Annotated in this window: 23 protein-coding genes and 1 pseudogene; 12 read left to right on the forward strand and 12 right to left on the reverse strand. The window is 71.8% G+C overall.

Annotated elements, in window-relative coordinates; genetic code table 11:
• The first annotated feature begins 40 nt into the window (after nt 1-40).
• The 3 genes from PUR26_RS05050 to PUR26_RS05060 all read left to right on the forward strand — a co-directional run bounded on the left by PUR26_RS05050 (nt 41) and on the right by PUR26_RS05060 (nt 4264).
• Nucleotides 41-493, forward strand: a complete 453-nt coding sequence (locus PUR26_RS05050; protein ID WP_329869576.1) for a nucleoside deaminase — start codon at nt 41-43, stop codon at nt 491-493.
• A gap of 144 nt (nt 494-637) precedes the next feature.
• Nucleotides 638-2707, forward strand: a complete 2070-nt coding sequence (locus PUR26_RS05055; RefSeq protein WP_329869578.1) for a hypothetical protein — start codon at nt 638-640, stop codon at nt 2705-2707.
• Nucleotides 2708-2713: 6 nt separating this feature from the next.
• Entirely contained in the window at nt 2714-4264 is a 1551-nt protein-coding gene (locus PUR26_RS05060) for a hypothetical protein (RefSeq protein WP_329869580.1), read from the forward strand.
• 124 nt (nt 4265-4388) lie between these two features.
• Here the strand turns inward: PUR26_RS05060 and ccsB are convergent, their stop codons facing one another.
• The 7 genes from ccsB to hemL form a co-directional block, all read right to left on the reverse strand.
• Nucleotides 4389-5480 carry a c-type cytochrome biogenesis protein CcsB gene (ccsB, locus tag PUR26_RS05065; protein WP_329869582.1) on the reverse strand — a complete coding sequence of 364 codons (1092 nt, stop codon included), beginning with the start codon at nt 5478-5480 and terminating at the stop codon, nt 4389-4391.
• The gene (gene resB, locus PUR26_RS05070; protein ID WP_329869583.1) at nt 5477-7231 is read right to left on the reverse strand and encodes a cytochrome c biogenesis protein ResB; all 1755 of its coding nucleotides are present in this window, start codon (nt 7229-7231) and stop codon (nt 5477-5479) included. The genes ccsB and resB overlap by 4 nt, the downstream gene beginning before the upstream one ends.
• A gap of 5 nt (nt 7232-7236) precedes the next feature.
• Entirely contained in the window at nt 7237-7977 is a 741-nt protein-coding gene (locus PUR26_RS05075; protein WP_329869585.1) for a cytochrome c biogenesis CcdA family protein, read from the reverse strand.
• On the reverse strand, nt 7978-8583 hold the full coding sequence (locus tag PUR26_RS05080; protein ID WP_329869586.1) for a TlpA family protein disulfide reductase: 606 nt from the start codon (nt 8581-8583) through the stop codon (nt 7978-7980).
• An 86-nt stretch (nt 8584-8669) separates the two neighbouring features.
• Nucleotides 8670-9911 carry a hypothetical protein gene (locus tag PUR26_RS05085; protein WP_329869588.1) on the reverse strand — a complete coding sequence of 414 codons (1242 nt, stop codon included), beginning with the start codon at nt 9909-9911 and terminating at the stop codon, nt 8670-8672.
• A 313-nt stretch (nt 9912-10224) separates the two neighbouring features.
• Nucleotides 10225-10950 carry a histidine phosphatase family protein gene (locus PUR26_RS05090; RefSeq protein WP_329869649.1) on the reverse strand — a complete coding sequence of 242 codons (726 nt, stop codon included), beginning with the start codon at nt 10948-10950 and terminating at the stop codon, nt 10225-10227.
• Nucleotides 10951-11045: 95 nt separating this feature from the next.
• Nucleotides 11046-12353, reverse strand: coding sequence for a glutamate-1-semialdehyde 2,1-aminomutase (gene hemL / locus PUR26_RS05095; RefSeq protein WP_329869590.1), 1308 nt, complete (start codon nt 12351-12353; stop codon nt 11046-11048).
• 316 nt (nt 12354-12669) lie between these two features.
• Between hemL and PUR26_RS05100 the strand changes: the two genes are divergently transcribed.
• A complete protein-coding gene (locus PUR26_RS05100) occupies nt 12670-13227 on the forward strand; it encodes a hypothetical protein (protein ID WP_329869592.1) in 558 nt (185 codons plus the stop codon).
• A 125-nt stretch (nt 13228-13352) separates the two neighbouring features.
• Here the strand turns inward: PUR26_RS05100 and PUR26_RS05105 are convergent, their stop codons facing one another.
• A complete protein-coding gene (locus PUR26_RS05105; RefSeq protein WP_329869594.1) occupies nt 13353-14291 on the reverse strand; it encodes an ABC transporter substrate-binding protein in 939 nt (312 codons plus the stop codon).
• A gap of 132 nt (nt 14292-14423) precedes the next feature.
• Here PUR26_RS05105 and PUR26_RS05110 point away from each other — a divergent pair, with 132 nt between their 5' ends.
• The 3 genes from PUR26_RS05110 to PUR26_RS05120 all read left to right on the forward strand — a co-directional run bounded on the left by PUR26_RS05110 (nt 14424) and on the right by PUR26_RS05120 (nt 16736).
• A complete protein-coding gene (locus tag PUR26_RS05110) occupies nt 14424-14966 on the forward strand; it encodes a GNAT family N-acetyltransferase (protein WP_329869596.1) in 543 nt (180 codons plus the stop codon).
• 83 nt (nt 14967-15049) lie between these two features.
• Nucleotides 15050-15796, forward strand: a complete 747-nt coding sequence (locus tag PUR26_RS05115; RefSeq protein ID WP_329869598.1) for a metallophosphoesterase — start codon at nt 15050-15052, stop codon at nt 15794-15796.
• A 205-nt stretch (nt 15797-16001) separates the two neighbouring features.
• Nucleotides 16002-16736 carry a Mut7-C RNAse domain-containing protein gene (locus tag PUR26_RS05120; RefSeq protein WP_329869601.1) on the forward strand — a complete coding sequence of 245 codons (735 nt, stop codon included), beginning with the start codon at nt 16002-16004 and terminating at the stop codon, nt 16734-16736.
• 128 nt (nt 16737-16864) lie between these two features.
• Here the strand turns inward: PUR26_RS05120 and PUR26_RS05125 are convergent.
• Nucleotides 16865-17464, reverse strand: a pseudogene (locus tag PUR26_RS05125) (TetR/AcrR family transcriptional regulator); the annotation flags it as partial.
• Between the two features lie 116 nt (nt 17465-17580).
• Here PUR26_RS05125 and PUR26_RS05130 point away from each other — a divergent pair.
• Nucleotides 17581-19104 (forward strand): FAD-dependent monooxygenase, encoded by a 1524-nt coding sequence (locus PUR26_RS05130; RefSeq protein WP_329869651.1) that lies wholly within the window; start codon nt 17581-17583, stop codon nt 19102-19104.
• Nucleotides 19105-19124: 20 nt separating this feature from the next.
• Here PUR26_RS05130 and PUR26_RS05135 read toward each other — a convergent pair whose 3' ends face one another.
• Nucleotides 19125-19640 carry a hypothetical protein gene (locus tag PUR26_RS05135; RefSeq protein WP_329869602.1) on the reverse strand — a complete coding sequence of 172 codons (516 nt, stop codon included), beginning with the start codon at nt 19638-19640 and terminating at the stop codon, nt 19125-19127.
• A 538-nt stretch (nt 19641-20178) separates the two neighbouring features.
• On the opposite strand from PUR26_RS05135, the gene PUR26_RS05140 reads away from it, so the two are divergent.
• Nucleotides 20179-20943, forward strand: coding sequence for an SDR family NAD(P)-dependent oxidoreductase (locus tag PUR26_RS05140; RefSeq protein WP_329869603.1), 765 nt, complete (start codon nt 20179-20181; stop codon nt 20941-20943).
• A gap of 84 nt (nt 20944-21027) precedes the next feature.
• On the opposite strand, the gene PUR26_RS05145 is transcribed toward PUR26_RS05140, so the two are convergent.
• Nucleotides 21028-22221 (reverse strand): RtcB family protein, encoded by a 1194-nt coding sequence (locus PUR26_RS05145; protein WP_329869605.1) that lies wholly within the window; start codon nt 22219-22221, stop codon nt 21028-21030.
• A 210-nt stretch (nt 22222-22431) separates the two neighbouring features.
• Between PUR26_RS05145 and PUR26_RS05150 the strand changes: the two genes are divergently transcribed.
• The 3 genes from PUR26_RS05150 (at nt 22432) to PUR26_RS05160 (ending at nt 25755) form a co-directional block, all read left to right on the forward strand.
• Nucleotides 22432-23205, forward strand: coding sequence for a DUF3558 domain-containing protein (locus PUR26_RS05150; RefSeq protein WP_443076974.1), 774 nt, complete (start codon nt 22432-22434; stop codon nt 23203-23205).
• A 130-nt stretch (nt 23206-23335) separates the two neighbouring features.
• Complete coding sequence (locus PUR26_RS05155; protein WP_329869608.1) at nt 23336-24064, forward strand: DUF3558 domain-containing protein; 729 nt, start codon at nt 23336-23338, stop codon at nt 24062-24064.
• A 224-nt stretch (nt 24065-24288) separates the two neighbouring features.
• Nucleotides 24289-25755, forward strand: a complete 1467-nt coding sequence (locus tag PUR26_RS05160; RefSeq protein ID WP_329869610.1) for a DUF2637 domain-containing protein — start codon at nt 24289-24291, stop codon at nt 25753-25755.
• Nucleotides 25756-25802: 47 nt separating this feature from the next.
• Here the strand turns inward: PUR26_RS05160 and PUR26_RS05165 are convergent, their stop codons facing one another.
• Nucleotides 25803-26006, reverse strand: coding sequence for a hypothetical protein (locus tag PUR26_RS05165; RefSeq protein ID WP_329869612.1), 204 nt, complete (start codon nt 26004-26006; stop codon nt 25803-25805).
• Nucleotides 26007-26184 lie beyond the last annotated feature (178 nt).

Consider the following 26184-nt stretch of genomic DNA (forward strand, 5'->3'; position numbering starts at 1 on the left):
CGATGGGCGGGGCCCGCCCCTCATCGGAAAGAGTGGGGGCATGGACCAGGAACTGGCACGGCGGTGGCTGGACACGGCCGTCGCGGAGGCGCGCGCCGGACTCGCCGAGGGCGGCATCCCCGTCGGCGCCGCCCTGTACGGCCCGGACGGCACGCTGCTGGGACGCGGCCGCAACCGCCGCGTCCAGGACGACGATCCGTCCACGCACGCCGAGACGGCCGCCTTCCGGGCGGCCGGACGGCAGCGCTCGTACCGGGGGACGACCATGGTCACCACCCTCTCGCCCTGCTGGTACTGCAGCGGTCTCGTGCGGCAGTTCGGCATCTCCCGGGTGCTCGTCGGCGAGGCGCGGACCTTCCACGGCGGGCACGAGTGGCTGGCCGGGCACGGCGTGGAGGTCGTCGTGCTCGACGACCCCGGGTGCGTCGCGATGATGCGCGCGTTCATCGAGGACCGTCCGGCCCTCTGGAACGAGGACATCGGCGACGAATGAACCGTGGCGGGCGTCCCGGGACCGGCGGCGGCCCCCGCCCCGCTCGCGGACACGGCCCGGTCGCGCCAACCCCTCTCCGCCCCAACGGATCCTCAGTACCCTGGACTTGAGGGTGTGGCAGGACCTGTCTTATGGCGCTGGGGGGTGGCGGTGGACAGAGAGCTGTACGGCCGCGAGGCGATCTTCGACCCGAGCGGTCTGGCCGCGCGCCTCACCGGTCTCACTCCGTACAGCTTCGCCCGGGTGGACTACGAGCACGGGGACGACCCGCCCGTCACCGTCTTCACCGGCGGCCGGGGCATGGGCAAGACGGCGCTGCTCAAACAGGTGCGCAACGCCTACCGAGGCGGCACACCGCTCGCCCTGATCGACTGCGCGCGCATCGAGCCGCCCCTCGACCACGGGCCCGGCTGGAACCCGCTCACCGGTGCCCTGGCCGAACTGGCCGTCCAGCTGTCGACGCGCGTGCACGCGGCCAGGGCGGTGCAGTTCCCCCGGCTGGCGCTCGGACTGGCCGCGGTGGCGAGCATCAGCTGGTCGCGTGAGGACGACGAGCGGGCCCGGCGCGACCTGCAACGGCTCGGCCCGGTGCTGGCCACCGTCGACGAGACCAAGGGCGCGGCGACCACCTGGGTGTCCAAGGTGCTCGCCAAGCTGGCCGCGAGCGCGGCGGAGACCACGGCGCCGCTCGCCGGACTGGTCGCCGAGGCGACCGTCGAGACCCTCCTGGAGGAGGTGTTCGGCCGCTACCAGCGCAAGTCCGAGTCCTGGTACGGCTCGTACCGCAACGCGGGCGGCAACGGCAAGATCGGCCTCCACCAGCTGGCCGTCGACTTCGAACGGAGCGGCCGCCGCGGACAGGAGGCCGAGGACTTCCTGGTCGGCGCGCTCATCGAGGACCTGGGCCGGGCCTATGTGGGCCTGACCCGGCGCGGCACCCGCCGGGGCCGGCCGCTCGTCCTCCTCGACAACGCCCATCTGCCCCTCGGCCGCCGCCTGGTCGAACCGGTCCTGCGGCAGCGCAGCTCCGGCCGCCGCGACCAGGTGGTGTTCCTCGCCTCCTCCCGGGACCGCGACCACGAGGGGATGCGCCACGCCGCCCGGCTGCGGCTGCCGGAGGTCGCGCACCGGGCGCCCTGTCCGCGCGGCTCCGACATCACCTCCGGCATCCTCGCCGTGGAGCTCACCGCGCTCAGCGCCGCCCAGACCCGCGGGGTCTTCGACCGGTACGACCCCGCCGGGCGCACCCCGGCGGAACTGCCCAACGGCATCCACCGGCTGACCGGCGGCCGTCCGCTCGGTGTGGCGCTGCTCGGCCGCGCGGCCGGCGAGGCGCCCGCCGCGCTGCGCGCCTCGCTGACCCCGGGCGGGCTGCTGGACCTCACCGTGGAGCTGCGCGAGGACGCCCCGGCCGTCCCCGTGGCGGCCACGCTGCTGGCCGAGCTGATGCCGGAGCTCGGGCCCGACGCGCCCGCCGTGCTGGCCGCCGCCCACGACGAGGAGTCCGCCCGGGTGCTGGCCCGCACCCGGCTGCGCGGGGCGTCGCTGGACGGCGACATGGCGCTGCGGGTGCGGGACGCGCTGCGGGCGGACGGCTGGCCGGACGGGCCCGAGCACTTCGTGGCGGACCCCCTGCTGCGGGCGCTGCTGCTGCACCGGCTGCGGTTCCACGACGACGACCACCCCTCGTACACGGCCTGGCGGGCGGTGTACGAGACGCTGCACCGCCACTACGGCCCCGCCCCCACCCCGCACCACCTCCAGCAGGACCTGGCCCTCGGCCGCACCGAGGAGGCCGTGACACGGCTGCGGCTCTCCTTCCACGAACCGGATGTGGTGGGCTGGCTGGACCGGCTGCGTTTCATCGCCTCCGCACCCCACCCCCGCGACCGGCACGGCACGGGCCCCGACCCGCGCCGGCGGGTCGCGCTCGGGCAGGATCCCGGCGGTCCGCTCCCGGCGGGACTCGACGGCGAGGCGGCCGGGCTGCACCTGTGCGTACGGCGGTTGCTGCACGCCGTGTGGCTGCTGACCGACCCGCTCGCCCTGCCCGACGACGACGTGACCGACAAGATGGCGCACGAGCTGCGGCAGCTCTCCGGACGCCACCTGACCGGCAACAGCCCGCTGTGGGACGCGGCCACCCACTGGCCGAGGGACATCCGTGCCTGGCGGGGCCTGTCCGTACCGCCGGGGCGGGAGGACGGAGTCTGACGAGCGATGCCCAACCCGCTGCGCTACCGCGTCTTCTACACGATCCGGCAGAAGGTCATCACGAGCGCGGTGGTGCTCGCCCTGCTCGCCTGGGGCGTGATCACCGTCGTCGACCGGGTCACCACCCCCGAGGACCGCTCCTGCGCCCCGGGCGTCGAACGCCCGCAGGGCAGTGCCGAGTGCGTCGGGGTGTCCGGCGACGGGCATGACTTCGGGGTCGTCGCCCTCAAGGAGGTCGCCACCGCCATCGACCGGGAGAACGACAGGCTGAAGGCCGGCGAGTACGCGACGGTCGCCCTGCTGCTCCCGCTGACCTCGACCAGCTCGGGAATGCGGACGAAGATACTGCACGAGGTGCAGGGCGCCTTCGCCCAGCAGTACCGGGCCAACCACGAATCGAACGAGGAGACGCCCCGCATCCGGCTGGTCCTCGCCAACACCGGCAACGGCAACGCCCACTGGCGGCCCACGGTCGACCGGCTGAAGCGGATGACCGGCGCACCGGACCATCTGCGCGCGGTCTCCGGCATAGCCACCAGCAGCACCCCCGTCCGAGGGGCGGTGACGGAGCTGACGGGGGCGGGCATCGCCGTCGTCGGCACCACCATCACCGCCGACGACCTCACCAACGGGCCCGGCAGGACGCCCTTCCCCGGTCTCGCCCGGGTCGCGCCCACCAACCGCGACGAGGCCCGCGCCCTGGCGAACTTCGGCAAGGTGGACGCGGCGAAGGCCCTCATGGTCCACGACGCCCGCACCGGCGACCACTACACGGACACCCTCAAGGACGCCTTCTCGGAGCTGCTGGCGAAGTCGCCGTACCAGTCGCAGCTGTTCACCTCGCCCGACGACCCGACCGCCGAGGGCACCACGGCCAACACGTTCCGGCAGATCGCCTATCTGCTGTGCGCCACCCGCGCCGAGACGGTCTTCTTCGCCGGGCGCCACACGCAGCTGCGGCAGTTCATCAACGCCCTGGGGGCACGGGGCTGCACCCACCGGAAGTTCACCGTGCTGACCGGCGACGAGGGCTCGTACCTGGGCGCCGACGGCCGGCTCGACAGGAAGGCCCTGGACTCGGGGCTGACGGTCCGCTACGCCGCCCTGGCCCACCCCGACGCGTGGAAGCGGACGGCCGGAGGCCGGACGCCTCCGGCGACGGGCGGGGCTTCCGCCGCGTACGACCTTTTCGTCCGGATGATGCAGACGGCGACCAGGAACCCGGTCGGGCCGATGGGGCCGGTGGAGCTCGGCGACGGCCAGTCGATCATCGCGTACGACGCGATGGCGACGGCGGTGCACGCGATCCGGCAGGCCACGGTGGAGGGCCGGCGGCTCCCTGCCGCACGGGACGTGGGGCTCCAGTGGCCGCAGGTGACGGGGTCACTGCGGGTGGAGGGCGCGAGCGGGTGGATCTGCCTGGACAACCACGGCAACCCGTACAACAAGGCGGTGGCGGTGGTGCAGCTGACGCGCTCCACCCCCGCGTTCGTGCAGATCGCCTGGCCGGAGGGGAAGCCGCCGACCGCCGAGTGCCTGCCGCCGCGGCGGCCGTAGGGGCCCGGCACGCCTCGGGGGCCGCGGAAGACCCCGGCAACGCCTCGGGGGCCGCTCCCCGGATCCCGAAGGATCTTGGGGAGCGGCCCCCGAGGCGAAAGCCGGCCGCAGAGGGCCCAGGGACCTAGACGCCCGCGTACGAGTGCTTGCTGCTGACGAAGATGTTCACGCCGTAGTAGTTGAAGAGCCAGCAGCCGAACGCCACCAGGGCGATGTAGGCGGCCTTGCGGCCCTTCCAGCCGGCCGTGGCACGGGCGTGCAGGTAGGCGGCGTACGCCACCCACGTGATGAACGACCAGACCTCCTTGGCGTCCCAGCCCCAGTAGCGGCCCCACGCGTCGCCGGCCCAGATCGCGCCCGCGATGATCGTGAACGTCCACAGCGGGAAGACCGCGGCGTTGACCCGGTACGACAGCTTGTCGAGGCTCGCGGCGGCCGGCAGCCGCTCCAGGACGGAGCGGGCGAACGCACCGGGCTGCTCGCCGCGCGCCAGCTTGCTCTCGTACGCGTCGCGGAAGAGGTAGAGCAGCGTGCCGACGGCGCCGATGTAGAAGACCGCGCCGCAGAAGATGGCGGTCGAGACATGGATCCACAGCCAGTACGAGTGCAGCGCCGGGACGAGCTGGTCACTGTCCGTGTACAGCCAGGTAGTGGCGATGCCCAGGTCCAGCAGGACGGTGGTGACCAGGGGCAGACCCAGCCAGCGGATGTTCTTCCTGGCGACCAGGAAGCCGAGGTACGCGCCGACCGCCACCGTGGAGAAGGTGATGGAGAACTCGTACATGTTGCCCCAGGGGGCGCGCTGCACGGACAGGGCGCGGGCGACGACGCCGGCGGCCTCCACGAGGAAGGCCAGCGTGGTCAGCGAGACGGCGATGCGGCCGTACAGGTCGCCCTGGACGTCCCCGCCGGCCGCGCCGGGCCCGTCGGGCACATCGCGGGCGCCCACGGCGCTGCGGGTGATGACCTTCGGCTTGTCCAGGACGGCGGTACCGCCGCCCTGCTGCTTGACCTGGACCTTGACGGCGGATGCCGCGGCGGTCCGCGCGCCGGAGGGGGTCAGCGCGGCGGCCGTGCGGCCGACCTTGCTGCGGCTGCCCAGCACCCATTCGGCGATGTGGGCGAGGAACGCCAGCGTGTAGACGGCCATCGCCGAGTAGATGAGCACATTGCTGGTGTGCGCCAGGCTCTCGTTGGTCGCGGCGGCGAGATTCACTTCTCAGCCCCTTCGGCAGGAACTTCTTCAGGATCAGGCGCGGTCGGCGCCTGCGCATTCAGGGTGACGGCGAGGTCCGTCAGCTCTTCGGGGAGTCGGGCGGACTCGCTGCGGCCCAGCCCCGCCATCTCCACCACGGTCACACCGTCCGCACCCTCGACGGCCCGCACCCAGACCCTGCGGCGCTGGATGAACAGCGAACCGACCAGTCCGGCGATGGCGAGGACCGCGCCGGTGAGGGCGAGACCGTTGCCGGGCTGCTGGGAGACCTGGAAGCTGGCCCACTCCTTGATCTCCTTCTCGAAGGTGACCGTGCCCGCCCCGTCCGGCAGCGTCATGCTCTCACCGGGCCTCAGCGTCTGCTTGAGCACGTTGCCCTGCGCGTCCTTGAACGGTGTCATCTTGCTGGTGTCCAGCTGGTACACGTTCTGCGGAAGACCGGAGTCCACGCCCAGGCTGCCGTGGTAGGAGCCGACGTTCAGCACCGGGAAGTCGAGCCCCGGGTACTGGGAGAACATCTGGCCGCTCCCCTTGCCGCCGTACGTCGGCACGAAGAAGGCCGGGAAGCCCAGCTGCTGCTTCTTGCCGTTCTTGTCCCGGTAGCCGTCCATCACCTTGATGACGCCCGTGGACGAGATGTTGTTGTCGATCGGCAGCAGCGGCACGGCGCCGTGGAAGACGACCTGGCCCCTGCCGTCCTTGACGGTGACGACCGGGGCGTACCCGTGGGAGATCAGGTAGACCTTCGAGCCGTCCATCTCCAGCGGCTCGTTGACCCTGATGACGCCCTTGGTGTCCTTGCCGCCCGCCTTGGAGTACGTGACGTGGGCCTCGAAGGTGCGGGGGGTGCCGCGCTGGGGGCCGGTGCGCTCGTACGTACCGGTGAACTCGTCCAGGAAGAAGCTGAACGGCGCCAGCTCGTCCGTGCTGAACAGGGAGCCGGACTTGAAGTCGTCGTACTGGGTGAGCGTGTTCGAGAAGCCGTCGCCCTCGACGACCAGCTTGCCGCCCTCGGACTTGAAGAGCTGTCCGGCGGCGAACGCCACCAGCATCACGATCAGCGCGATGTGGAAGACGAGATTGCCGACCTCGCGCAGGTAGCCCTTCTCGGCGGCGACGGCGTCACCCGCCGTGTGCGCGCGGAAGCGCCGCTTGCGCAGCATCACGAGCGCGGCCTCGCGGACCTCCTCGGGCCGGGCCCCGGTGCGCCAGGTGGTGTACACGGGCAGCCGGGTCAGCCGCTTGGGCGCACCGGGCGGGCGGCCGCGCAGCTGGCCCACGAACTGCCAGGTACGGGGCACGATGCAGCCGATGAGGGAGACGAACAGCAGGATGTAGATCGCGGAGAACCACACCGAGCTGTACACGTCGAAGAGCTGGAGCCTGTCGTAGACCGGCGCGAGCGTCTCGTGGGCCTTCTTGAAGGACTCGACCTTCAGCTCGTCCGCGTCGGTCTGCGGGATGAGCGAGCCGGGGATCGCGCCGAGGGAGAGCAGGAACAGCAGGATCAGCGCCACCCGCATGGAGGTCAGCTGCCGCCAGAACCAGCGGATCCAGCCGATCACGCCCAGGGCCGGCCCGGCGACGAGCTCCTCCCGGGGGGCGGTGGAGAGCTGGGCAGCGGCCTCGCCCAGGTCCTGCCGGTCGTTCTCGTGCTGCTGGTCCTGCCGGTCGTTCTCGGACCGCTGGTCCTGCCGGGCCTGCTGGTGGTCGTTCTCGTGCCGCTGGTCGGTCGTCTCTGCCTTGCTCATGGAACTCAGATCCCCACCTGGAAGCCGTCGGTCCAGCCCTGCATCTCCTGGACCAGGCTGTCCCACACACCTGTGAGCAGCAGCAGACCCGTCGCGATCATCATGCCGCCGCCGATCCGCATCACCCACGCGTAGTGCCGCTTGACCCACCCGAACGCCCCGAGCGCCTTGCGGAAGGCGACCGCGGCGACGATGAACGGCACGCCGAGACCGAGGCAGTACGCGACGGTCAGCAGGGCACCGCGGCCGGCGCTGGCCTCCTGGGCCGCGAGGGCGTTGACGGCGGCGAGCGTGGGGCCGACGCACGGGGCCCAGCCGATGCCGAACAGCGCGCCCAGCACCGGCGCCCCCACCAGGCCGGTCGCCGGCCGCTTGTGGAAGCGGAACTCCCGCTGGGTGAACCAGGGCATCAGGCCCATGAAGAAGATTCCCATGGCGATCATCAGCACGCCGAGGATCCGGGTGAGGATCTCCCGGTGCGCGGCCAGGGTCCAGCCGAAGAAGCCGAAGAGCGCCCCGCTGGAGACGAAGACCGCGGAGAACCCGAGCACGAACAGCGAGGCACCGGCGGCCATGCGGCCCCGCCTGGCCTCGGCGAGGTCGGTACCGGTGACCCCGGTGACGTACGAGAGGTAGCCCGGCACCAGCGGGAGCACGCAGGGCGAGAAGAAGGACACCAGTCCGCCGAGCACGGCGAGGGGCAGGGCCAGCAGGAGGGCCCCGCTGAAGACCGTCTCGTTCAGCATCTACTTCTCCGCGACCAGCGGGTCGATCATCGAGCGCAGCTTCTGCTCGTTGAGCGCCATCAGCGAGCGGGCGGCGATGTTCCCCTCACGGTCGAGCACGATGGTGGAGGGGATGGCCTGGGGGTTGAGCGTGCCCTTGGGGAAGCCGTTGAGGATCAGCTTGCCCGCCGGGTCGTACAGGCTCGGGTAGTCGACGGAGTAGTCCTTCTCGAAGGCGAGAGCGGGCTGCTTGTTGGCGTCCCGGGTGTTGATCCCGACGAACTCCACGCCGTCGGCCTTCATGGCCTCGGCGACCTTGGCGAAGTGCGGTGCCTCGGCCCGGCAGGGCGGGCACCAGGATCCCCATACGTTCAGGACGACGACCTTGCCCCTGAGGTCGGCGACGTCCAGCCGCTCGCCTTCGAGGGTCTCGCCCGCGAGGGACTTCGGGGCCTTGCGCTCACCCTTGGCGACGGTGGAGATACCGCCGGTGTTGGTGACGAAGTTGGTGTCACCGCCACCACCGGACTTGCCGTTGGAGTCACCGCCGCACGCCGAGAGCGTGAGCGCGGCCGCCAGGGCGCCGACGGTGAGGAGGATGCCTCGGGGGGTGCGGCTAAGGCTCATGTGAAAAGTTTCGCATGACCGTTCCGGGGATCTTCCGCACCCCCCTCCGTGCCCGAATAACCCCTTGTCAGGCCCGCCTAAAGGGACTAAGCCGCCTTGAGGAAGGTGTTCCAGCCCCCGGTCGGCGATTGACCGACCTCCAGTGTGCGCAGCCTGGCGAGGATCTTGGGGTCCTGTACGTCGAGCCAGTCGACGAACTGCTTGAAGGAGACCAGCCGTACGTCCTTCTTGCCGGCCATGCTCTTGAGCGCTTCCTCGACGGCGTCCATGTATATGCCGCCGTTCCACTGCTCGAAGTGATTGCCTATGTAGAAGGGGGCACGGTTGGACTCATAGGCCCGCTTGAATCCCGCGATATACGCGTCGGTGGCCTGCTTGCGCCAGCCCGGGTAACGCGACGGCATGCCCTTGGTCGAATTCTGTGACTGATTGGCGAGGATGTTGTAGTCCATCGAGAGAACCTCGAAGGAATGCCCCGGGAACGGCACCTGCTGGAGCGGCAGGTCCCATATGCCCTGGCGCTTGACCGGCCACATCTGCCGGCCGCCGGGCGAGCTGGCGTCGTAGCGCCAGCCGAGCTTCTTGGCGGTGGGCAGGAGGTTGTCCTGGCCGAGCAGGCAGGGCGTACGGCTGCCGACGAGCTCCTTGCGGTAGTCGAAGGGCAGCGGGTCGAGGTCGGTCCAGCCGCTGTTCGTCTTCCATTCGGTGACGAACTTGACCGCCTGGTCGATCTCGCTCTGCCACTGGGCCGGCGTCCACTTCCCGACCGATCCGGAGCCGGCGCAGAAATGGCCGTTGAAGTGGGTGCCTATCTCATGCCCGTCGAGCCACGCCTGGCGGACGTACTTCAGCGTCTCCTTGATGTGCGGGTCGGTGAGGTAGCCGATGTCGGAGGCGCCGATGCCGTTGTTCGGCGGGCGGTAGAGCGTCTTCTTCGATTCCGGCAGCAGATAGAGCCCGGAAAGGAAGAACGTCATCGCGGCGTCATGGTTCTTGGCCAGTTCCAGGAATCGGGGGAAGAGGCCGTTGCCGACCTCTCCCGCCCCGTCCCAGGAAAAGATCACGAACTGCGGCGGGGTCTGGCCGGGTTCCAGCGGGACGGGCCTGTCGGGCTGGTTCGGCTGCTTTCCGGTATCGGCGGTGGAACCGTCGCCGATCAGCCGCCCCTCCTGCTTGCCGGGGGCCGGACTTCCCGATCCGGCGGTGCCGCCCTTGCCGGGCTGCTGTCCCGTACCGCCTTTGCCGTCCGGCCCGCAGCCGGCGATCCCGATCGCGGCTGCGGCCCCAACTCCGGCTCCGAGCAATCCCCTTCGGCTGATCCCGCGCATTTTCGTCCCCATCCGCGCTCGCTTTTGCCGGCAGAATCCTGTGAACCGGCAGTCAGTGAGATGCGGGCAAGAACACTCGGGTTCCAGCGATTAGCAGATAATCCTTTGCGTGACACGGTGGTTACGCGAAGACATGTGTGTCGCGGAAGCCGCGTATGCGGATTGAAGGACGCGCGAGCGGTGACGCACAGGACCTTCGTGCGCCACCGCTCGCGCGTATGCTCCGGCGCCGCCTGTCACGGCGCGACGGCGTCGCACCATGTCACGGCGCGACGGGGCTCCTGTCACGGCGTGACGGCGTCACCGCGTCCGGCTACGCGCCGAACGCCTTCGACTGCCCCTTCACCGGCTTGGCGCCGGACAGGAGATGAGCGGGCACCAGATCACGGGCGGGTTCGCTGTAGCCCACCGAGACGATCCGGTCGCCCCGGTAGGTGAACGTGGTCAGCGACGCGAGCGTGCACTGGCGCCGGCGCGGGTCGTGCCACAGCCTGCGCCGCTCCACGAAGCTGCGCACGATCCAGATCGGCAGCTGGTGGCTGACGCAGACCGCCTCGTGCCCGCGCGCCGCGTCACGCGCCGCACTCAGCGCGCCCATCATCCGGACCACCTGGTCGACGTACGGCTCGCCCCACGACGGGCGGAACGGGTTGGTCAGATGGCGCCAGTTGGCCGGCCGGCGCAGGGCGCCGTCGCCCACTCCGAAGGTCTTGCCCTCGAAGACGTTGCCCGCCTCGATCAGCCGCTCGTCCGTGGCCAGGTCGAGGCCGTGCGCCTTGGCGATCGGCGTGGCCGTCTCCTGGGCCCGCTCCAGCGGTGAGGACACCACGTGGGTGATGTCACGGCCCGCGAGGTACTCGGCGACCCGGTCGGCCATCTGCCGGCCGAGGTCGGAGAGGTGGTACCCGGCCCGGCGGCCGTAGAGCACGCCGTCCGGGTTGTGCACCTCGCCGTGGCGCACCACGTGGACGACGGTGATGTCACCGTCGTCGCCGCCCTCCCGCCCGTCGGCGTTCACGGCCGCCTCCGCCCGCTCCATCAGCTCCTCCTGTTCCGCCCGCTCTGCCGCGCTCTCGGCGCTCTCAGCGCTCTCGGGGTGCTCGGGGTGCTCGGCGCTCCCGGGGTGCCGGCCGCTCATGCGGTCGCCTCCGCCGCGGCCCGGGCGGCGGCCGGCAGTGCGGCGGCGATCCGCTCGATCGCACGCTCGTCGTGAGCCGTGGAGACGAACCACGACTCGTACGCCGACGGCGGCAGGTAGACACCCTGGGACAGCATCGAGTGGAAGAACCCGGTGAAGCGGAACGCCTCCTGCTTCTTCGCGTCCTCGTAGTCCCGGACCTCCTGGGAGGTGAAGAACACCGAGAACATGTTGCTCGCCGTCTGGAGCCGGTGCGCGACGCCCTCCTTCGTCAGCGCCTCGGTCACCAGGCCCTGGATCTCCCGGGAGACCGCGTTCACCTTCTCGTACGCCGCGTCGTCCAGGAGCCGCAGCTGCGCGAGTCCGGCGGCGGTCGCGATCGGGTTGCCGGAGAGGGTGCCCGCCTGGTAGACCGGGCCGGCCGGCGCGAGATGCGCCATGACATCGGCACGGCCGCCGAACGCCGCGGCCGGGAAGCCGCCGCCCATGACCTTGCCGAAGGTCAGCAGGTCGGGCTTCACACCGTCGATGCCGTACCAGCCGGCCTTCGACGTCCGGAAACCGGTCATCACCTCGTCGGAGATGTACAGCGCGCCGTTCTTCGCACAGGCCGACTTGAGGCCCTCGTTGAAGCCGGGGCGCGGCGGCACCACGCCCATGTTGCCGGGCGACGCCTCGGTGATCACGCAGGCGATCTCGCCGGGGTACCGGTGGAACGCCTCCTGCACCGCCTCCAGGTCGTTGTACGGGAGGACGATCGTGTCCCCGGCCTGGGCACCCGTGACACCGGGGGTGTCGGGGAGCCCGAAGGTGGCGACGCCCGACCCGGCCGCGGCCAGCAGCGCGTCCACGTGGCCGTGGTAGCAGCCGGCGAACTTGATCACCTTGGCACGGCCGGTGAACCCGCGGGCGAGCCGGATCGCCGACATCGTCGCCTCGGTACCGCTGGAGACGAGACGCACCTGCTCGACCGGCTCGACGCGGGCCACGATCTCCTCGGCGAGCGCGACCTCGCCCTCACCCGGCGTACCGAAGGAGGTGCCACGGGCGACCGCCTCCTGGACGGCGGCGATCACCTCGGGGTGGGAATGGCCGAGGATCATCGGTCCCCACGAGCAGACGAGGTCCACATATTCACGACCGTCCGCGTCCGTGAGGTACGGACCGGTACCGGACACCATGAACCGGGGCGTACCGCCCACGGCCCGGAAGGCACGTACGGGAGAGTTCACGCCGCCGGGCGTCACAAGGGACGCGCGGTCGAAAAGCGTCTGTGAGACTGGGGCTTCGTATGAATACGGCACTTTGGTCCTGACCTGCGGGAACGAGTTGGCGGGCGGGGCAGTGGGCACATATGGCCGCCGGGTGGCGACGATGTGAGCATCTTGGCTCACCGCCACGTATACAGCGGTGCACGACCTTGTTTACGACGGGGCGTCAGGCGTCCGCGTCTGCGAAACTGGGGCGTCATAGGGAAAGCTCACGGAATCCATGGTGTCAGAGGGGCCGGACGTTCTTGCGGACAGGTGTTTCACCGCACGCGCGTGGGGGAGGTCACTGTCACGATGATCGGGTTGCGCGGCGGGGGCTGTGTTGCCTAAAAAGCAGTCGGGTGGAGATATGCATCGCGGTGGCGGACTGGGCGAGGGGACCGACGACCTGGGTCCTGAGCCTGCCCGGCGGGGGAAACACCGGCGCGAGCGGGACAAACCCATCGCGAGCGGGAGCGGGGGCGGCCGGATGGGGGTGACCTACAAGTACTTCGGCGCGCCCAACGGCGCCACCGCGGCCCGCGTGCCGATCTCCATGCGACCGGAAGAGCTGGGCGGCGACGAGCTCGGCATGGGCGGCATGTTCACCAAGATCAAGCCGGAGACCATAGCGGCCATGGTGCTGACCGGCATCCAGGGCATGCCGCTGCACAAGGTCCCGCCGCTGGAGCTCGTGGTCCTGCACCCCGACTACGCGGTGGTGAAGCTGCCGATGACCGTGGTCGACCCGCTGCGGGGCATCGGTGAGGAGTCGGTGGGCGCGGCCGCCTTCATCTGGTCCACCGTTCCGGACCGCGGCGGCCCCCGGGACGCCTTCAACGTCTACCAGCTGCTGCACGAGTGGCAGGACTTCTCGGTACGGCTCCACGAGGCGGGGCACCAGCCGTACTGCCTGGTCTGGCCCTGACCGGGCCGACTACGGGGCCCTTTCGAGGGCGGGCGCATCGGCCCGCCCCGCGTCGACGGGGCGGGGTCGAGCCGGCGGCGGACGCCCGGGCGGTGACCGCGTCCGGTACGCCGAGGGGCAGCGGTTCAGCGTTTGGCGCGGAGCGCCTCCAGGGCGCCGGCCACCGCGCGGAAGAAGTCCCCGTACGCCCGAGGGCTCGGCGGGGTCTCCGGGTTCCAGGGCTCGGCGGGCGCGTCGGGGGCCAGGGCCCGCCAGGCCGGACCGGTCTCCAGGTCACCCGGCCCGACCGCGTTCGTCCGGTTGTCCACGAGGAGCAGGTCCGGGCGCAGCCGCGCGACGGTCTCCCAGTCCGTGGTGAGCCAGCTGATGCCGCCACCCGGACCCGGATCCGCCAGCCCGACCCCCAGCTCGGCCAGCCTGCGCAGCTCCGGCCATGCCTCCGGGCGGGCCAGGTGGACCTGATCGGGCCCCGCTCCGGACAGGGCGAGCACCCGTGGCGGCGCGGGATCACCGGCCGTCACGGCTCGCAGCGCCCGCTCGGCCTCCACCAGCCCGGTTCCCGCCGCCGGTCCGGCTCCTGCCACCGGTCCGGACCCCGGCGCCCGCCCGGCCCGCGACGCCGGCTCGCCGCCACCGCCGTCATCCGCCCGCCCCGGTCGTAGCGCCGTCGCGAGGGCGCCGAAGCGCTCCACGATCGCCGTGAGCGGGCCGCCACCCACCGGCAGAGCCAGCAGGGGCACCCCCAGCCGCCGCGCCAGGGCGTCGTCGAGGGCGTAGGCGTTCTCGTCGTCGTACGTCACGTCGACGATCAGATCCGGCCGTACGGACCGCAGTTCCCTCTCGGTCAGCTCCCGTCCCGGCCCGAGGTAACGGACGGCCGACGCGGGCAGGGCGCCCGCTTTGGCGGGATCGAGGCCGTCGGCGTCATGGGCCGATCCGTACACGGCCACGGGGCAGACGCCCAGGTCGTGCAGGGCCGCTCCGGCCCGTACGTACGCGACCACCCGTTCCGGGAGGTGTGCCGCCCGTACCGTCTGCCCGGTGCCGTTCGCGAACTCCCACACAGCCGCTCCCTCCCTGGCCGGAACCCGTCCTCGCCGCCCCACCATGACGGCGGTCGCGCGGCGGCACAAGACCGCCCCCGGGCGGTCGTCGGGAAGCGCCGCTTGTCGGAGTGCGGCCCTAGGGTGCGCCGTATGGAGACAACCGCATCACCCGTCCGGCTCGACGCATGGGCCGAAACGGACTTCGAGCTGCTCCGCGCGGCCAACGCACCCGAGCTGATGGGCCACCTCGGCGGACCCGAGACGGACGAGCAACTGGTCAAGCGGCACCATCGCTATGTCGACCTGAGCGCGAACCGCACGGGCGCCGGGTGCATGTTCCGGATCGTGCTGCTGCCGGAGGAGGTGCCGGCGGGCACCATCGGCTTCTGGGAGCAGACCTGGGACGGGGAGCGCGTGTACGAGACGGGGTGGGCCGTCCTGCCCGGCTTCCAGGGGCGCGGCGTGGCCACGGCGGCCACGGCGGCGGTCGTCGAGCGGGCGAGGGCGGCTCGTAAGCACCGCTATCTGCACGCCTTCCCCTCCGTGGACAACGGCGCGTCCAACGCCGTGTGCCGCAAGGCGGGCTTCGAGCTGCGCGGCGCGCGCGCCTTCGAGTACCCGCCGGGGCATCCGATCCGCAGCAACGACTGGCGGCTGGATCTCACGCCCGGGGCCCTCCCTGTCGGACCTTAATGCTTTAAGCTCACTCAACCATTAGAGCTGCCGGGGGCGTGGCCAGGGCGCCCGCTCCCCGCGCCTGCGACCGGGGGGCTCCCTTGCTGCTTGCCCACATCAGCGATCTGCATCTCGACGGCACGGAGCGCGCCACCGGACGCGCCCGGCGGGTGGTCGGATATCTCAACTCCCTGGCCGGACGGCCGGACGCGGTACTGGTCACCGGCGACATAGCGGATCACGGCACCCCCGCCGAGTACGCCGAGGCGGCGGAGCTGCTGGCGGAGCTGAAGGCACCCGCGTTCAGCTGCCCGGGCAACCATGACGACCGCGCCGCCTACCGCAAGGTCCTGCTCGGCGAGGAGGACGGCGGTACGGGTCCGGTCAACCGGGTGCACGAGGTGGCGGGCCACGCGTTGCTGCTCTGCGACTCGACGATCCCGGGCGAGGACCCGGGACGGTTCGACGACGAGACGCTCCGGTGGCTGACGCGCACGCTCGACGAGCTGGGCGACACCCCGGCGCTGCCGGCGTTCCACCACCCTCCGGCCCTGCTCCACCACCCCTACATCGACTCGATGGGCCTGACGAACGCCGACCGGCTGGCGGAGGCGCTGGCGGGGCGGAGCAACGTTCCGGCGGTCCTCACCGGCCACGCCCACACCCCGGCGGCCACCACCTTCGCGGGCCGCCCGCTGCTGGTGGCGCCCGGGGTGGTGTCGACCCTCCGCCTGCCCTGGGAGAGCGGCGAGGGCCTGACGGACCGGGTGGCGCCGCCCGGGGTGGCGTTCCACGTGGTGGACGAGGAGGGCGGCCGCGTCACCACACACTTCAGGGTCGTGCCGTAGGGATTCCGGATCGTGGCGCAGAGGCTTCGGATCGTGGCGCAGGGGCTTCGGATCGTGGCGCAGAGGCTTCGGATCGTGGCGCAGAGGCTCCGGATCGGGTGACGGGGCCTCGGACCGCGCGCCTGGGCTTCGGGTCGTGCGCCGGAGGCAGGCGGCGGGGGAAATGGCCTGGCTGGCCCCATGGGCCCGGTGGCATGCTGACGGCGTGAACGGACCGGAGATCCACATCAGTTTCGCCACCGGCCTGGGCCTCTTCGTCGCGGCGCCCCGCCGGGACGGCCGCACCAGCCTGGTCACCGACGGGGCCTCGACGCTCGGACACGTCGTCGAGTCGCTCGGCGTCCCGCTCACGGAGGCGGGCCGGCTCCTGGTGGACGGCCGCCCGGTCACGACCTCGCACATCCCGGCCGCCGGTGAACACGTCGAGGTGCTCGGCGTCGAACGTCCGCAGCCGGTCCCGGGCGCCCCCTTGCGGTTCCTGCTCGATGTGCACCTGGGCACGCTGGCCCGCCGACTGCGACTACTGGGCGTCGACGCGGCGTACGAGAGCGAGGACATCGGCGACCCGGCGCTGGCCGCGCTGTCGGCCAGGGAACGGCGGGTGATGCTCTCCCGCGACCGGGGGCTGCTGCGGCGGCGGGAGTTGTGGGCGGGCGCCTATGTCTACAGCGACCGTCCGGACGAACAACTGCGCGATGTCCTGGAGCGGTTCGCTCCGCCGCTCGCGCCCTGGACCCGGTGCACGGCCTGCAACGGGCAGCTGACCGACGCCGACAAGGACTCGGTGCGCGAGCGGCTGGAGCAGGGCACCCAGCGCACGTACGACGTCTTCGCCCGGTGCACGGCGTGCGAGCGGGTGTACTGGCGCGGCGCGCACCACGCGCGCCTGGAGGCGATCGTCGACGGCGCGCTGCGCGAGTTCGGCGGCGCGGCGGCCTAGGCCGGGCCCGCGGGGACGTCAGGGGCTTCGGCGGCTTCAGGGGCCCCAGGGGTTCCGGGCCCCTCAGGGACTTCCGCGGCTTCGGGCACCTCAGGGATCCCAGGGACCTCGGGGACCTCGGGGACCTCGGGGGTTTCGGCCGTGAGGTAGCGCTGGATGGTCGGCGCCAGCCAGGCGACGATCTCCTCGCGGGACATGTCGACGGCGGGCGGGAAGCGCAGCACATAGCGGCTCAGCGCCATGCCCAGTATCTGGGAGGTGACGAGGGCGGCCCGGCGCGGCGCCTCGGCCGGGTCGAGGCCGACGGCTGCCACCAGGGGCCCGAGCTGCTCCCGGAAGATCGCGCGCATGCGGTCGGCGCCGGCCGGGTTGGTGACACCGACCCGCAGCATGCCCGTCAGCACCTCGTCCCCCTCCCAGCGGTCGAGGAAGTGCGTGACGAGGACGGCTCCGATGTGCCGGGGCGGTACCGCGCCGAGCAGGTGCATCCGCAGGTCGATCTCGGAGGCGGCCGTGAAGAGCCCCTCCTTGTTGCCGTAGTACCGCATCACCATCGAGGGGTCGATGCCCGCGTCCCGGGCGATGGCCCGGATGGTGGCGCGCTCGTAACCGTCCGCGGCGAACCTCTCGCGGGCCGCGTCGAGGATGGCCGCCCGCGTGGCGTCCGAGCGGCGCGAAGGGCCCGGGGAGCGTGCGGCCCCCGGGTCGTCGTCATGTGCGGATTCCATACCAACAAATGTAGGCCAACAAGCGTTGACATTCCAGAAGCCCCGGGCCTACATTTGCCAACAAGCGTTGACCAACAAGCGTTGACCAACATGCGTTGGCATACCTGGAGGCAGCCATGGGCGGCACGGCCGGTACGGAGTTCGACGTCATCGTGGTGGGCGCGGGGCCCACAGGTCTGCTGCTCGCCGGCGACCTCGCGGCGGCGGGCGCCAAGGTCGCGCTCATCGAGCGCCGGCCGCGCGCGATCAGCAACTTGACCCGCGCTTTCGCCGTGCACGCCCGCACGCTGGAGCTCCTGGACGCCCGGGGGCTGGCGGACGAGCTGCTGAAGACGGGCTCCCGCGTCTCCCGGGTGCGGCTGTTCGGCGCCCTGTCGCTCGACCTCTCGCGACTGCGCTCGCGCTTCCCGTTCCTGCTGATCACACCGCAGTACGAGGTCGAGCGACTGCTGGAGCGGCGGGCGCTGGAGTCGGGCGTGGAATTCCGCCACGGCACGGAGCTGCGCGGTCTGAGCCAGGACGGCGACTCGGTGACGGCCGACCTCGCCCCCACGGCCGGGGACGGGTCCGGGACCGGGTCCGCCACCGGTGCCGACACCGGTGCCGACACCGGTGGTGGGGCCGGTGGTGGGGCCGCCCCCGGCGCCACCACGCTGCGGGCGCGTTTCCTGGTGGGCGCCGACGGCGTGCGCAGCGCCGTCCGGCGGAGTGTCGGACTGCCCTTCCCCGGCTCCTCGGTGATCAGCTCCATCGTCCTCGCCGATGTCCGGCTCGCCGAGGAGCCCGACGACCTCTTCACGGTCGCGGGCTCGGGGGACTCCTTCGCCTTCGTCGCCCCCTTCGGTGACGGCTGGTACCGGGCCATGGGGTGGAACCGGCGACGCCAGGTCCCCGACAGCGAGCCGGTCGTCCTCGACGAACTGCGCGAGATCGTCCGTACCGTCCACGGCACCGACTTCGGCATGCACGACGTCCGGTGGATCTCCCGCTTCCACAGCGACGAACGGCAGGTTCCCGCCTACCGTTCGGGGAGGGTCTTCCTCGCCGGGGACGCCGCCCACGTCCACTCCCCCGCCGGCGGCCAGGGCATGAACACCGGCCTCCAGGACGCGGCGAACCTCTCCTGGAAGCTCGGCTCCGTCCTGCGCGGGGAGGCCGCCGAACCCGAAGCCCTGCTCGACAGCTACCACTCGGAGCGGCATCCGGTGGGAAAGACGGTCCTGCGCAGCAGCGGTGCCATAATCCGCCTCGCCATGGCGCACACGCCGCTCCAGCGGGCGGCCCGCGCCACCGCCGCCCGCCTCCTGAACACGGTCCGCCCCGCTTCCGCCAAGGCTCTGGGCATGGTCAGCGGCCTCGGCATCGCGTACGGCTCCGCGCGCGGCGCCCACCGCCTGGTCGGCAGGCGCGCGCCGGATCTGGCACTGGCGGAGGGTCGCCTCCACGCAGTGCTGCGCAAGGGGGATTTCGTCCTGATCACCCCGTCGGGCGCCACCGGGGAAGTCCCGGCCGCGAAGGGCGGCTCCGCGTCCATCCCGCCGGTGCCGGGGCGGGTGACCCGGGCGACCTGGGCGAACAGCTCCCGGCGCACCGCCCTCCTGGTCCGCCCCGACGGCTACATCGCCTGGGCGGAGGGGTGACCGGCCGCCCGGCCGGGGCCTCAGAAGACGTACGGGTCACCGGTGGCGGGCACGAGCACCTTGTGATCGTTGTTGTCCGGCTTCCTGTCGGTCGCGCCGCCGTTCCAGAGCGTCGTCACCGTGACGGTGACCTCGACCGGGGTGCCCACCGTCCGCAGCGTCAGCGCGGTCTCATGGCGCGTGCCGTCCGCCGCCAGGGCGCCGGTCGAGCAGAGCACCTCCCGGTCGCTGCCCCACAGGCAGCCGGCGGGCAGCTCCTGCCCCGCCGCACCGGCCGCCAGTGCGGCCGAGGAGGTGAGCCGGAAGGTGGCGTCGGCAAGGCCGGAGGGCCCGTGGTTCTCGCTCAGCAGGACGATGTCCAGCCGGCCGTCCGTGAGGGTGACATGGCCGTGGTGCGCCACATCCGCCTCGGGGGCGAACCACCGAGCGACCTCGCGGGCGACATCGGGGCCGGCCGCCCCGGCACCCCCGCCCACTCCCAGCACCGTCGCCGCCGCGACGGACACCACCAGCAGCGCCTTGCGCATCGCAACCATGACCTGAAGATACCTATTTGCCCCCCACAGGCCACTAACCACCCATATGAACGGCGCGCCTGCCCCCATCCGGCACGGCACCCGGCGACCCGGCCCACCCGGACCCGCCCCCTGCCCGTGAACAGGTGCGAGCACCCGGCCGCCCCGGGACGCCCGACCCGGTACCCGCCCGACCGACCCGGCACCCTGCCCTACACCCACCGCCCCACCGCCCGGCCGACCCGCCACCCGGCCCCACACCCGACCGCGCCACCGCCCGACCGACCCGGCACCCTGCCCCACACCCACCGCCGCCCCACACCCGGCCACCCCACCGCCCGGCCGTCCGACGGACCCCGGCCCCGCCCACGCTCCCGACCGACCCGCCACCCGGCCGGCCCGGCCGACCCGGCCGACGGCGGTCCCGGACCCCACTCCCGTGACTCAAACCCCAGCACCCCCGGCCCTCAACAAGCCTGCCCCTCAAGGACGTCGACCGCCGGACCGCGCCTATCCTGACCGGGTCGACCGTTCGATCACCCGCGCGAGGAGTACTTCCATGACTGCCGCTGCCACCCCCATCGCCGTCGTCACCGGAGCGAGCAGCGGCATCGGCGCCGCGACGGCACGGCAACTGGCCGCCGCCGGTCACCACGTCTTCCTCACCGCCCGCCGCAAGGACCGCATCGAAGCCCTCGCCGCCGAGCTCACCGCCGCGGGCCACCAGGCCACGGCCTACCCGCTGGACGTCACCGACCGCGCGGCCGTCGACACCTTCGCGGCCTCGCTCGACCGCTGCGACGTACTGATCAACAACGCGGGCGGGGCCCTCGGCGCGGACCCCGTCGCCACGGGCGACCCCGACGACTGGCGTCGGATGTTCGAGGTCAACGTCATCGGCACCCTCAACGTCACCCAGGCCCTCCTCCCCGCCCTCACCGAGAGCGGCGCCGGCACGGTCGTGGTCCTCTCCTCCACCGCCGGACACGCCACCTACGAGGGTGGCGCGGGCTACGTCGCCGCGAAGAACGGGGCCCGCGTCCTCGCGGAGACCCTCCGCCTGGAGATCGTCGGCACTCCCGTCCGCGTGATCGAGGTCGCGCCCGGAATGGTCAAGACCGACGAGTTCGCCACGACCCGTTTCCGCGGCGACACCGAGAAGGCGGCGAAGGTCTACGCGGGCGTGGCCGAGCCGCTCAGCGCGGACGACGTCGCGGACACCATCACCTGGGCCGTCGGCCGGCCCGCCCACGTCAACATCGACCTGCTGGTCGTCCGCCCCCGCGCCCAGGCCTCCAACACCAAGGTCCACCGCGAGCTGTAGGGCGCACGCCGGACACGCGGCAGAACGCGGCAGGGCCCCGGCGCCAACCCGCCGGGGCCCTGCCGAGCGGTGCAAGAGCCGGTGTCAGCCCTTCACACACACCACCTGCTTGAGCTTCGCCACCACTTCGACCAGGTCGCGCTGCTGGTCGATGACCCTCTCGATCGGCTTGTACGCGCCCGGGATCTCGTCCACGACACCGGAGTCCTTGCGGCACTCCACGCCCTGCGTCTGCTCCTCCAGGTCCCGTGTGGTGAAGCGACGCTTCGCGGCGCTCCGGCTCATCCTGCGGCCGGCGCCGTGCGAGGCGGAGTTGAAGGAGGCCGCGTTGCCGAGACCCTTCACGATGTACGAGCCCGTACCCATCGAGCCGGGAATGATCCCGAAGTCACCGGAGCCGGCCCGGATGGCGCCCTTCCGTGTGACCAGCAGGTCCATCCCGTCGTACCGCTCCTCCGCCACGTAGTTGTGGTGGCAGGAGATCACCGGCTCGAAGGTGACCCTGACCTTCTTGAACTCCTTGCGGACGACGTCCTGGAAGAGCGCCATCATGATCGCGCGGTTGTACTTGGCGTACTCCTGCGCCCAGAACAGATCGTTCCGGTATGCCGCCATCTGTGGCGTGTCCGCGATGAAGACCGCCAGGTCACGATCGATCAGACCCTGGTTGTGCGGGAGCTTCTGCGCCTCGCCCATGTGGTGCTCGGCGAGCTCCTTGCCGATGTTCCGGGACCCGGAGTGCAGCATCAGCCAGACCGAACCCGTCTCATCGAGACAGAACTCAATGAAGTGATTACCACTTCCCAGCGAACCCATCTGCTTGGTCGCCCGTTCCTGACGGAACTTGACCGCTTCGGCCACCCCGTCGAACCGGGCCCAGAAATCGTTCCAGCCGGCCGCGGGAAAGCCGTGCAGCCGACCGGGGTCCACCATGTCGCCGTGCATGCCACGCCCGACCGGGATGGCCTGCTCGATCCTGGACCGCAGTCGCGACAGGTCTCCCGGCAGGTCGTTCGCCGTCAGGGAGGTCTTGACCGCCGACATTCCGCAGCCGATGTCCACACCGACCGCCGCCGGGCAGACGGCGCCGTGCATGGCGATCACCGAACCGACCGTCGCGCCCTTGCCGTAGTGCACGTCCGGCATCACGGCCAGGCCCTTGATCCACGGCAGGGTGGCGACGTTCTGCAGCTGCTGCATCGCCCCGCCCTCCACCGTCGAAGGGTCGGTCCACATCCGTATCGGGACCTTGGCTCCCGGCACCTCTACGTACGACATACTTCCTCAATTCCCCCGAAAAGTCTGATAACGCAAAAACCGGCACCAAGGTCCGCGTAGGCGACAGCGGACCGGCATCGACGGCAGTGCGTGCGATACACATTGTGTCCATCGCCTGCTCATGAGCGGCAACATGTTTTCGAGCGGGCGACCAGTGCGATCGAGTGAAAGGAGCCCGGGGCCTTGCAGCGAAGGGCGTACGTACCGGGTATGGCGGCACTCCTCGCGGTGCTCACCGCCGGCGTCGCCGGTGTCACGGGCTGTAGCGCGAGTCCCGGCACGGACGGCTCCACCACCGACTCCAAGGCCGGCAGCCCCGCCGACGCCGCGGCGCCCCCCGGCAAGTACCGGACGCTGTACGAACCCTGCGGCTCGATCCCCCGCTCCACGCTCAAGGACCTGCTGCCGGGAGTCGCCTTCCTGCCGGAGGACCAGCACGAGCGCGTCTTCCGCGGCACCCCCGCCGTCACCTACGACACCGACCGCCGCGCCGGCTGCAGCTGGAGGGCCGACGGCCCCGACGCCTCGCACCAGCTCACCCTGGACTTCGAGCGCGTGGTCTCGTACGACTCCACCGTCAGCGACGACGACCGGGCGCAGCAGGTCTACGCCGGCAAGGAAGCCGCGGCCGGACTCCCGGCGGGCGGGACCACGCCCCGCGACGAGAACGGCCAGCTGCCGCAGACCACCGGCCCCACGCCCGGCGCCCCTCTCCCCACGAGCACCGCGACCGCCACCGAGGGCCTGGAGCCCCGGATCCTGGCGGACCTCGGCGACGCGGCGTTCCTCGACGACGTCCTCACCCGCGCCGGTTCGACGGCCCAGCACCGCACCGTCAGCGTGGTGTTCCGCACATCCAACGTCGTCGTGACCGTCCGGTACGGAGAGCAGCCGGCCCGCATCACCGAGGTGCCGGACAGCAAGGAACTGCAGGAAAAGGCGCAGGGCCTGGCCCGGAGACTGGCCGAGAAGTTCGACGAATAGAGACGGACCGGCCCGCCGCCGACCCGCCACGCGGACGGCACCCGCTGGCGACGGGCACCCCCGGACACCTACCGAGTCGGGCTACGGTGGCCCGGCCGGACCGTACGACAAGCGACCGACTGAAGGAACCATGCACCGATCAGCCCCGCGACTCACCCGCATACTCGCCTGCGCAGCCGTACCGGTGATGCTCGTCGTCGCCGGCTGCTCGTCGGACTCCGACAGCAAGAGCGACCCGAAGCAGAGCGCGCCCGCCGGCGCCGCCCCGACCGGCGGCGAGACCAAGGACTCCCCGCCGCCCGTACAGCCGGCGAAGTACCTCAAGCTGCCGACCGCGTGCAAGGCGATCACCGAGAAGACGATCGAGAAGCTGGTGCCGGAGGTGAAGACCAAGTCCGGTACGCCCGGCAAGTCCAGCGACACCGCCAGCCGCGGCAGCTGCTCCTGGAACGGCCTGGACGACAAGGGCGTCAAGGGCTCGCAGTACCGCTGGCTCGACATCTCCCTCCTGCGCTACGACTCCGACACCGCCCTCGGCAGCGGCGAGAAGCGCGCCCAGGAGAACTTCGACAAGGAGGTCGCCAAGGTCCAGGCGACCGAGGGCGCGACCGCCGTGCACACCTCCGTCGCCACGGGCGTCGGCAACCAGGCGACGGCCATCAGCTACGGCCTGAAGAAGACCGACGAGGACTTCAAGTACGCGGCCATCGTCACGCGTACGGAGAACGCGGTCATCACCGTCTCCTTCAACGGCGCGGGTTACGCGGGTGCCAAGACCCCCGACCCGGCCGACCTGATGGAGGACGCCGTCGTGGCCGCCAAGGAAGCCGTGGCCGCCGTCGCGGCCGCCAACAAGTAGCCGGAACGAGCACCCGGCCGGCCGGGCACAGCGGCCAGGCCCTGGCGGACCGCCGGGAGACCCGGGCCAGGCGACCGGCAGGGCGGTCGGCTCATGCGGCCGACCGGCGCAAGTGGCCCCCGCCCTCGGCGCTTTGCGGAGCCCGGACCTCCCCCGAGGGCCGGGCTCCGAACGCGTGTGCCAGGCTGTGCCCGCCAGAAGACAACAACGGGGAGGGGTCGCGGGTGGCCGCGATGCAGCTGACACGCACGCACCGGATACTCATCGGCGTCGTCGTCACCGGTGCGGTGATCATCGCCGGTATCGGCTTCGCGGGGTCGTACGCGGCCGTGCGCGAGCTCGCCGAGAAGAAGGGATTCGGCGACTTCTCGCTCGTCTTCCCGATCGGCATCGACGCCGGCATCTGTGTTCTGCTGGCGCTGGACCTTCTGCTGACGTGGATGCGCATCCCGTTCCCGCTGCTGCGCCAGACGGCCTGGCTGCTCACCGCGGCGACCATCGCCTTCAACGGCGCGGCGTCCTGGCCCGACCCGCTCGGCGTCGGGATGCACGCGGTCATCCCCGTCCTCTTCGTCGTCTCCGTCGAGGCCGCGCGCCACGCGGTCGGACGGATCGCCGACATCACGGCCGACAAGCACATGGAGGGCGTGCGCCTCACCCGCTGGCTGCTCTCCCCGCTGCCGACCTTCCGCCTCTGGCGCCGGATGAAGCTCTGGGAGCTGCGCAGCTACGAGCAGGTCATCAAGCTCGAACAGGACCGGCTGATCTACCAGGCGCGCCTCCAGGCCAGGTTCGGCCGCTCCTGGCGCCGCAAGGCTCCGGTCGAGTCCCTGATGCCGCTGCGCCTGGCGAAGTACGGAGTGCCGCTGTCCGAGACGGGCCCGGCGGGCCTGGCGGCGGCCGGCGTCGAGCCGGCCCTCCTGCCGCCGAACCCCCACGCGCACCAGAACGCGGACACCGGCGCCGATGCCCCGCAGCTCCAGCCGCAGAACGCCGGTGCCCCCCAGGTCTCCGCCGCCGCGCCGGCCCCCGCGCTTCCGCAGACGGCGACGCCCCGGCAGCCCCTGTCGAAGCCGCAGGAGCGGTCGGACCAGGAGCAGTCGGCACAGGACCAGGCCGCCGAGGGCCGGGACCAGCAGGGTCAGGACGAGCAGCCGTCCGGGGCTCCGGGTCAGGAACCCAACCACGAGAGCCCCTGGTTCGCCGCGCCCCAGCTGCCGCAGGACGCGTACGAAGGCGCCTACGACCCCACGTACGTCGAGGGCCTGGAGCCCACGCCGGTCATGGTCCCCTCGGGCCCCGGCCGTACCCGCCCCCTCGGCGGCCCGGCCGGCCCCGGCGTCCCGGGCCCGCGCACCCCGCAGAACCCCGCCGAACCCGGCGGGGTCACCGAATACGCGGAGTACGGCCCGTACGGTGAGTTCGCCCCGCAGCCCGGGCCCGGCGCCGAGGGCGACGAGCTCGCCGGGACGGACGAGGCCGACGCCGAGGAGTTCCGCGAGCTCGCGTACCCCGTCTTCCGGACGTTCGTCGACCAGAACGGCGTCTGGCCGAACGCGGACCAGCTCGACATACACCTCGCCGACGGCCACGGCATCCGGCACCAGCGCAGCTCCGCGCTGCTGCGCCGTCTGCTGCCCGACTTCAAGAACCGCTACCAGGCGGACCTGGAAGCCGAGCACATCGCGTAACCGCGAGGTGCACGCCCCGGCGGCGCGGACCGGGCGGGAACACCCGCTCAGCGCGCCGCCCGCTGCTTCGCCGCCTCGCCGTACACGGCGAGGGCGGCACCGGCCAGCATGATCACCACGTACCCGGCGGTCGGGATGTCCCACCACTTGTCGAGCAGGCCCCACGGGCCGTCGCCCCAGGTCCTGCCGGCGGCCCCGAGCGCGCCCTGAACGCCGACGATCCAACCGATGACTGCCACGATTTCCTTCATGGCTCCACGGTCCCGCCGGCCGCGCCCGGACACATCGTGCGCCGGGCCGAACCGCGGGTCATCCGAAGGGTGCACAGACGGGTGGAGGGCTCTCACCCCTACGTCGGGGAAGAGCCCTCCTGCGCCACTCCCGAGCCACCCGCCCGCCCGGCCCGGCCCCGCCGTGAGCCGTGCGAGC

This window comes from Streptomyces sp. SP18CS02 (genome assembly GCF_036322365.1).
Taxonomy (GTDB): domain Bacteria; phylum Actinomycetota; class Actinomycetes; order Streptomycetales; family Streptomycetaceae; genus Streptomyces.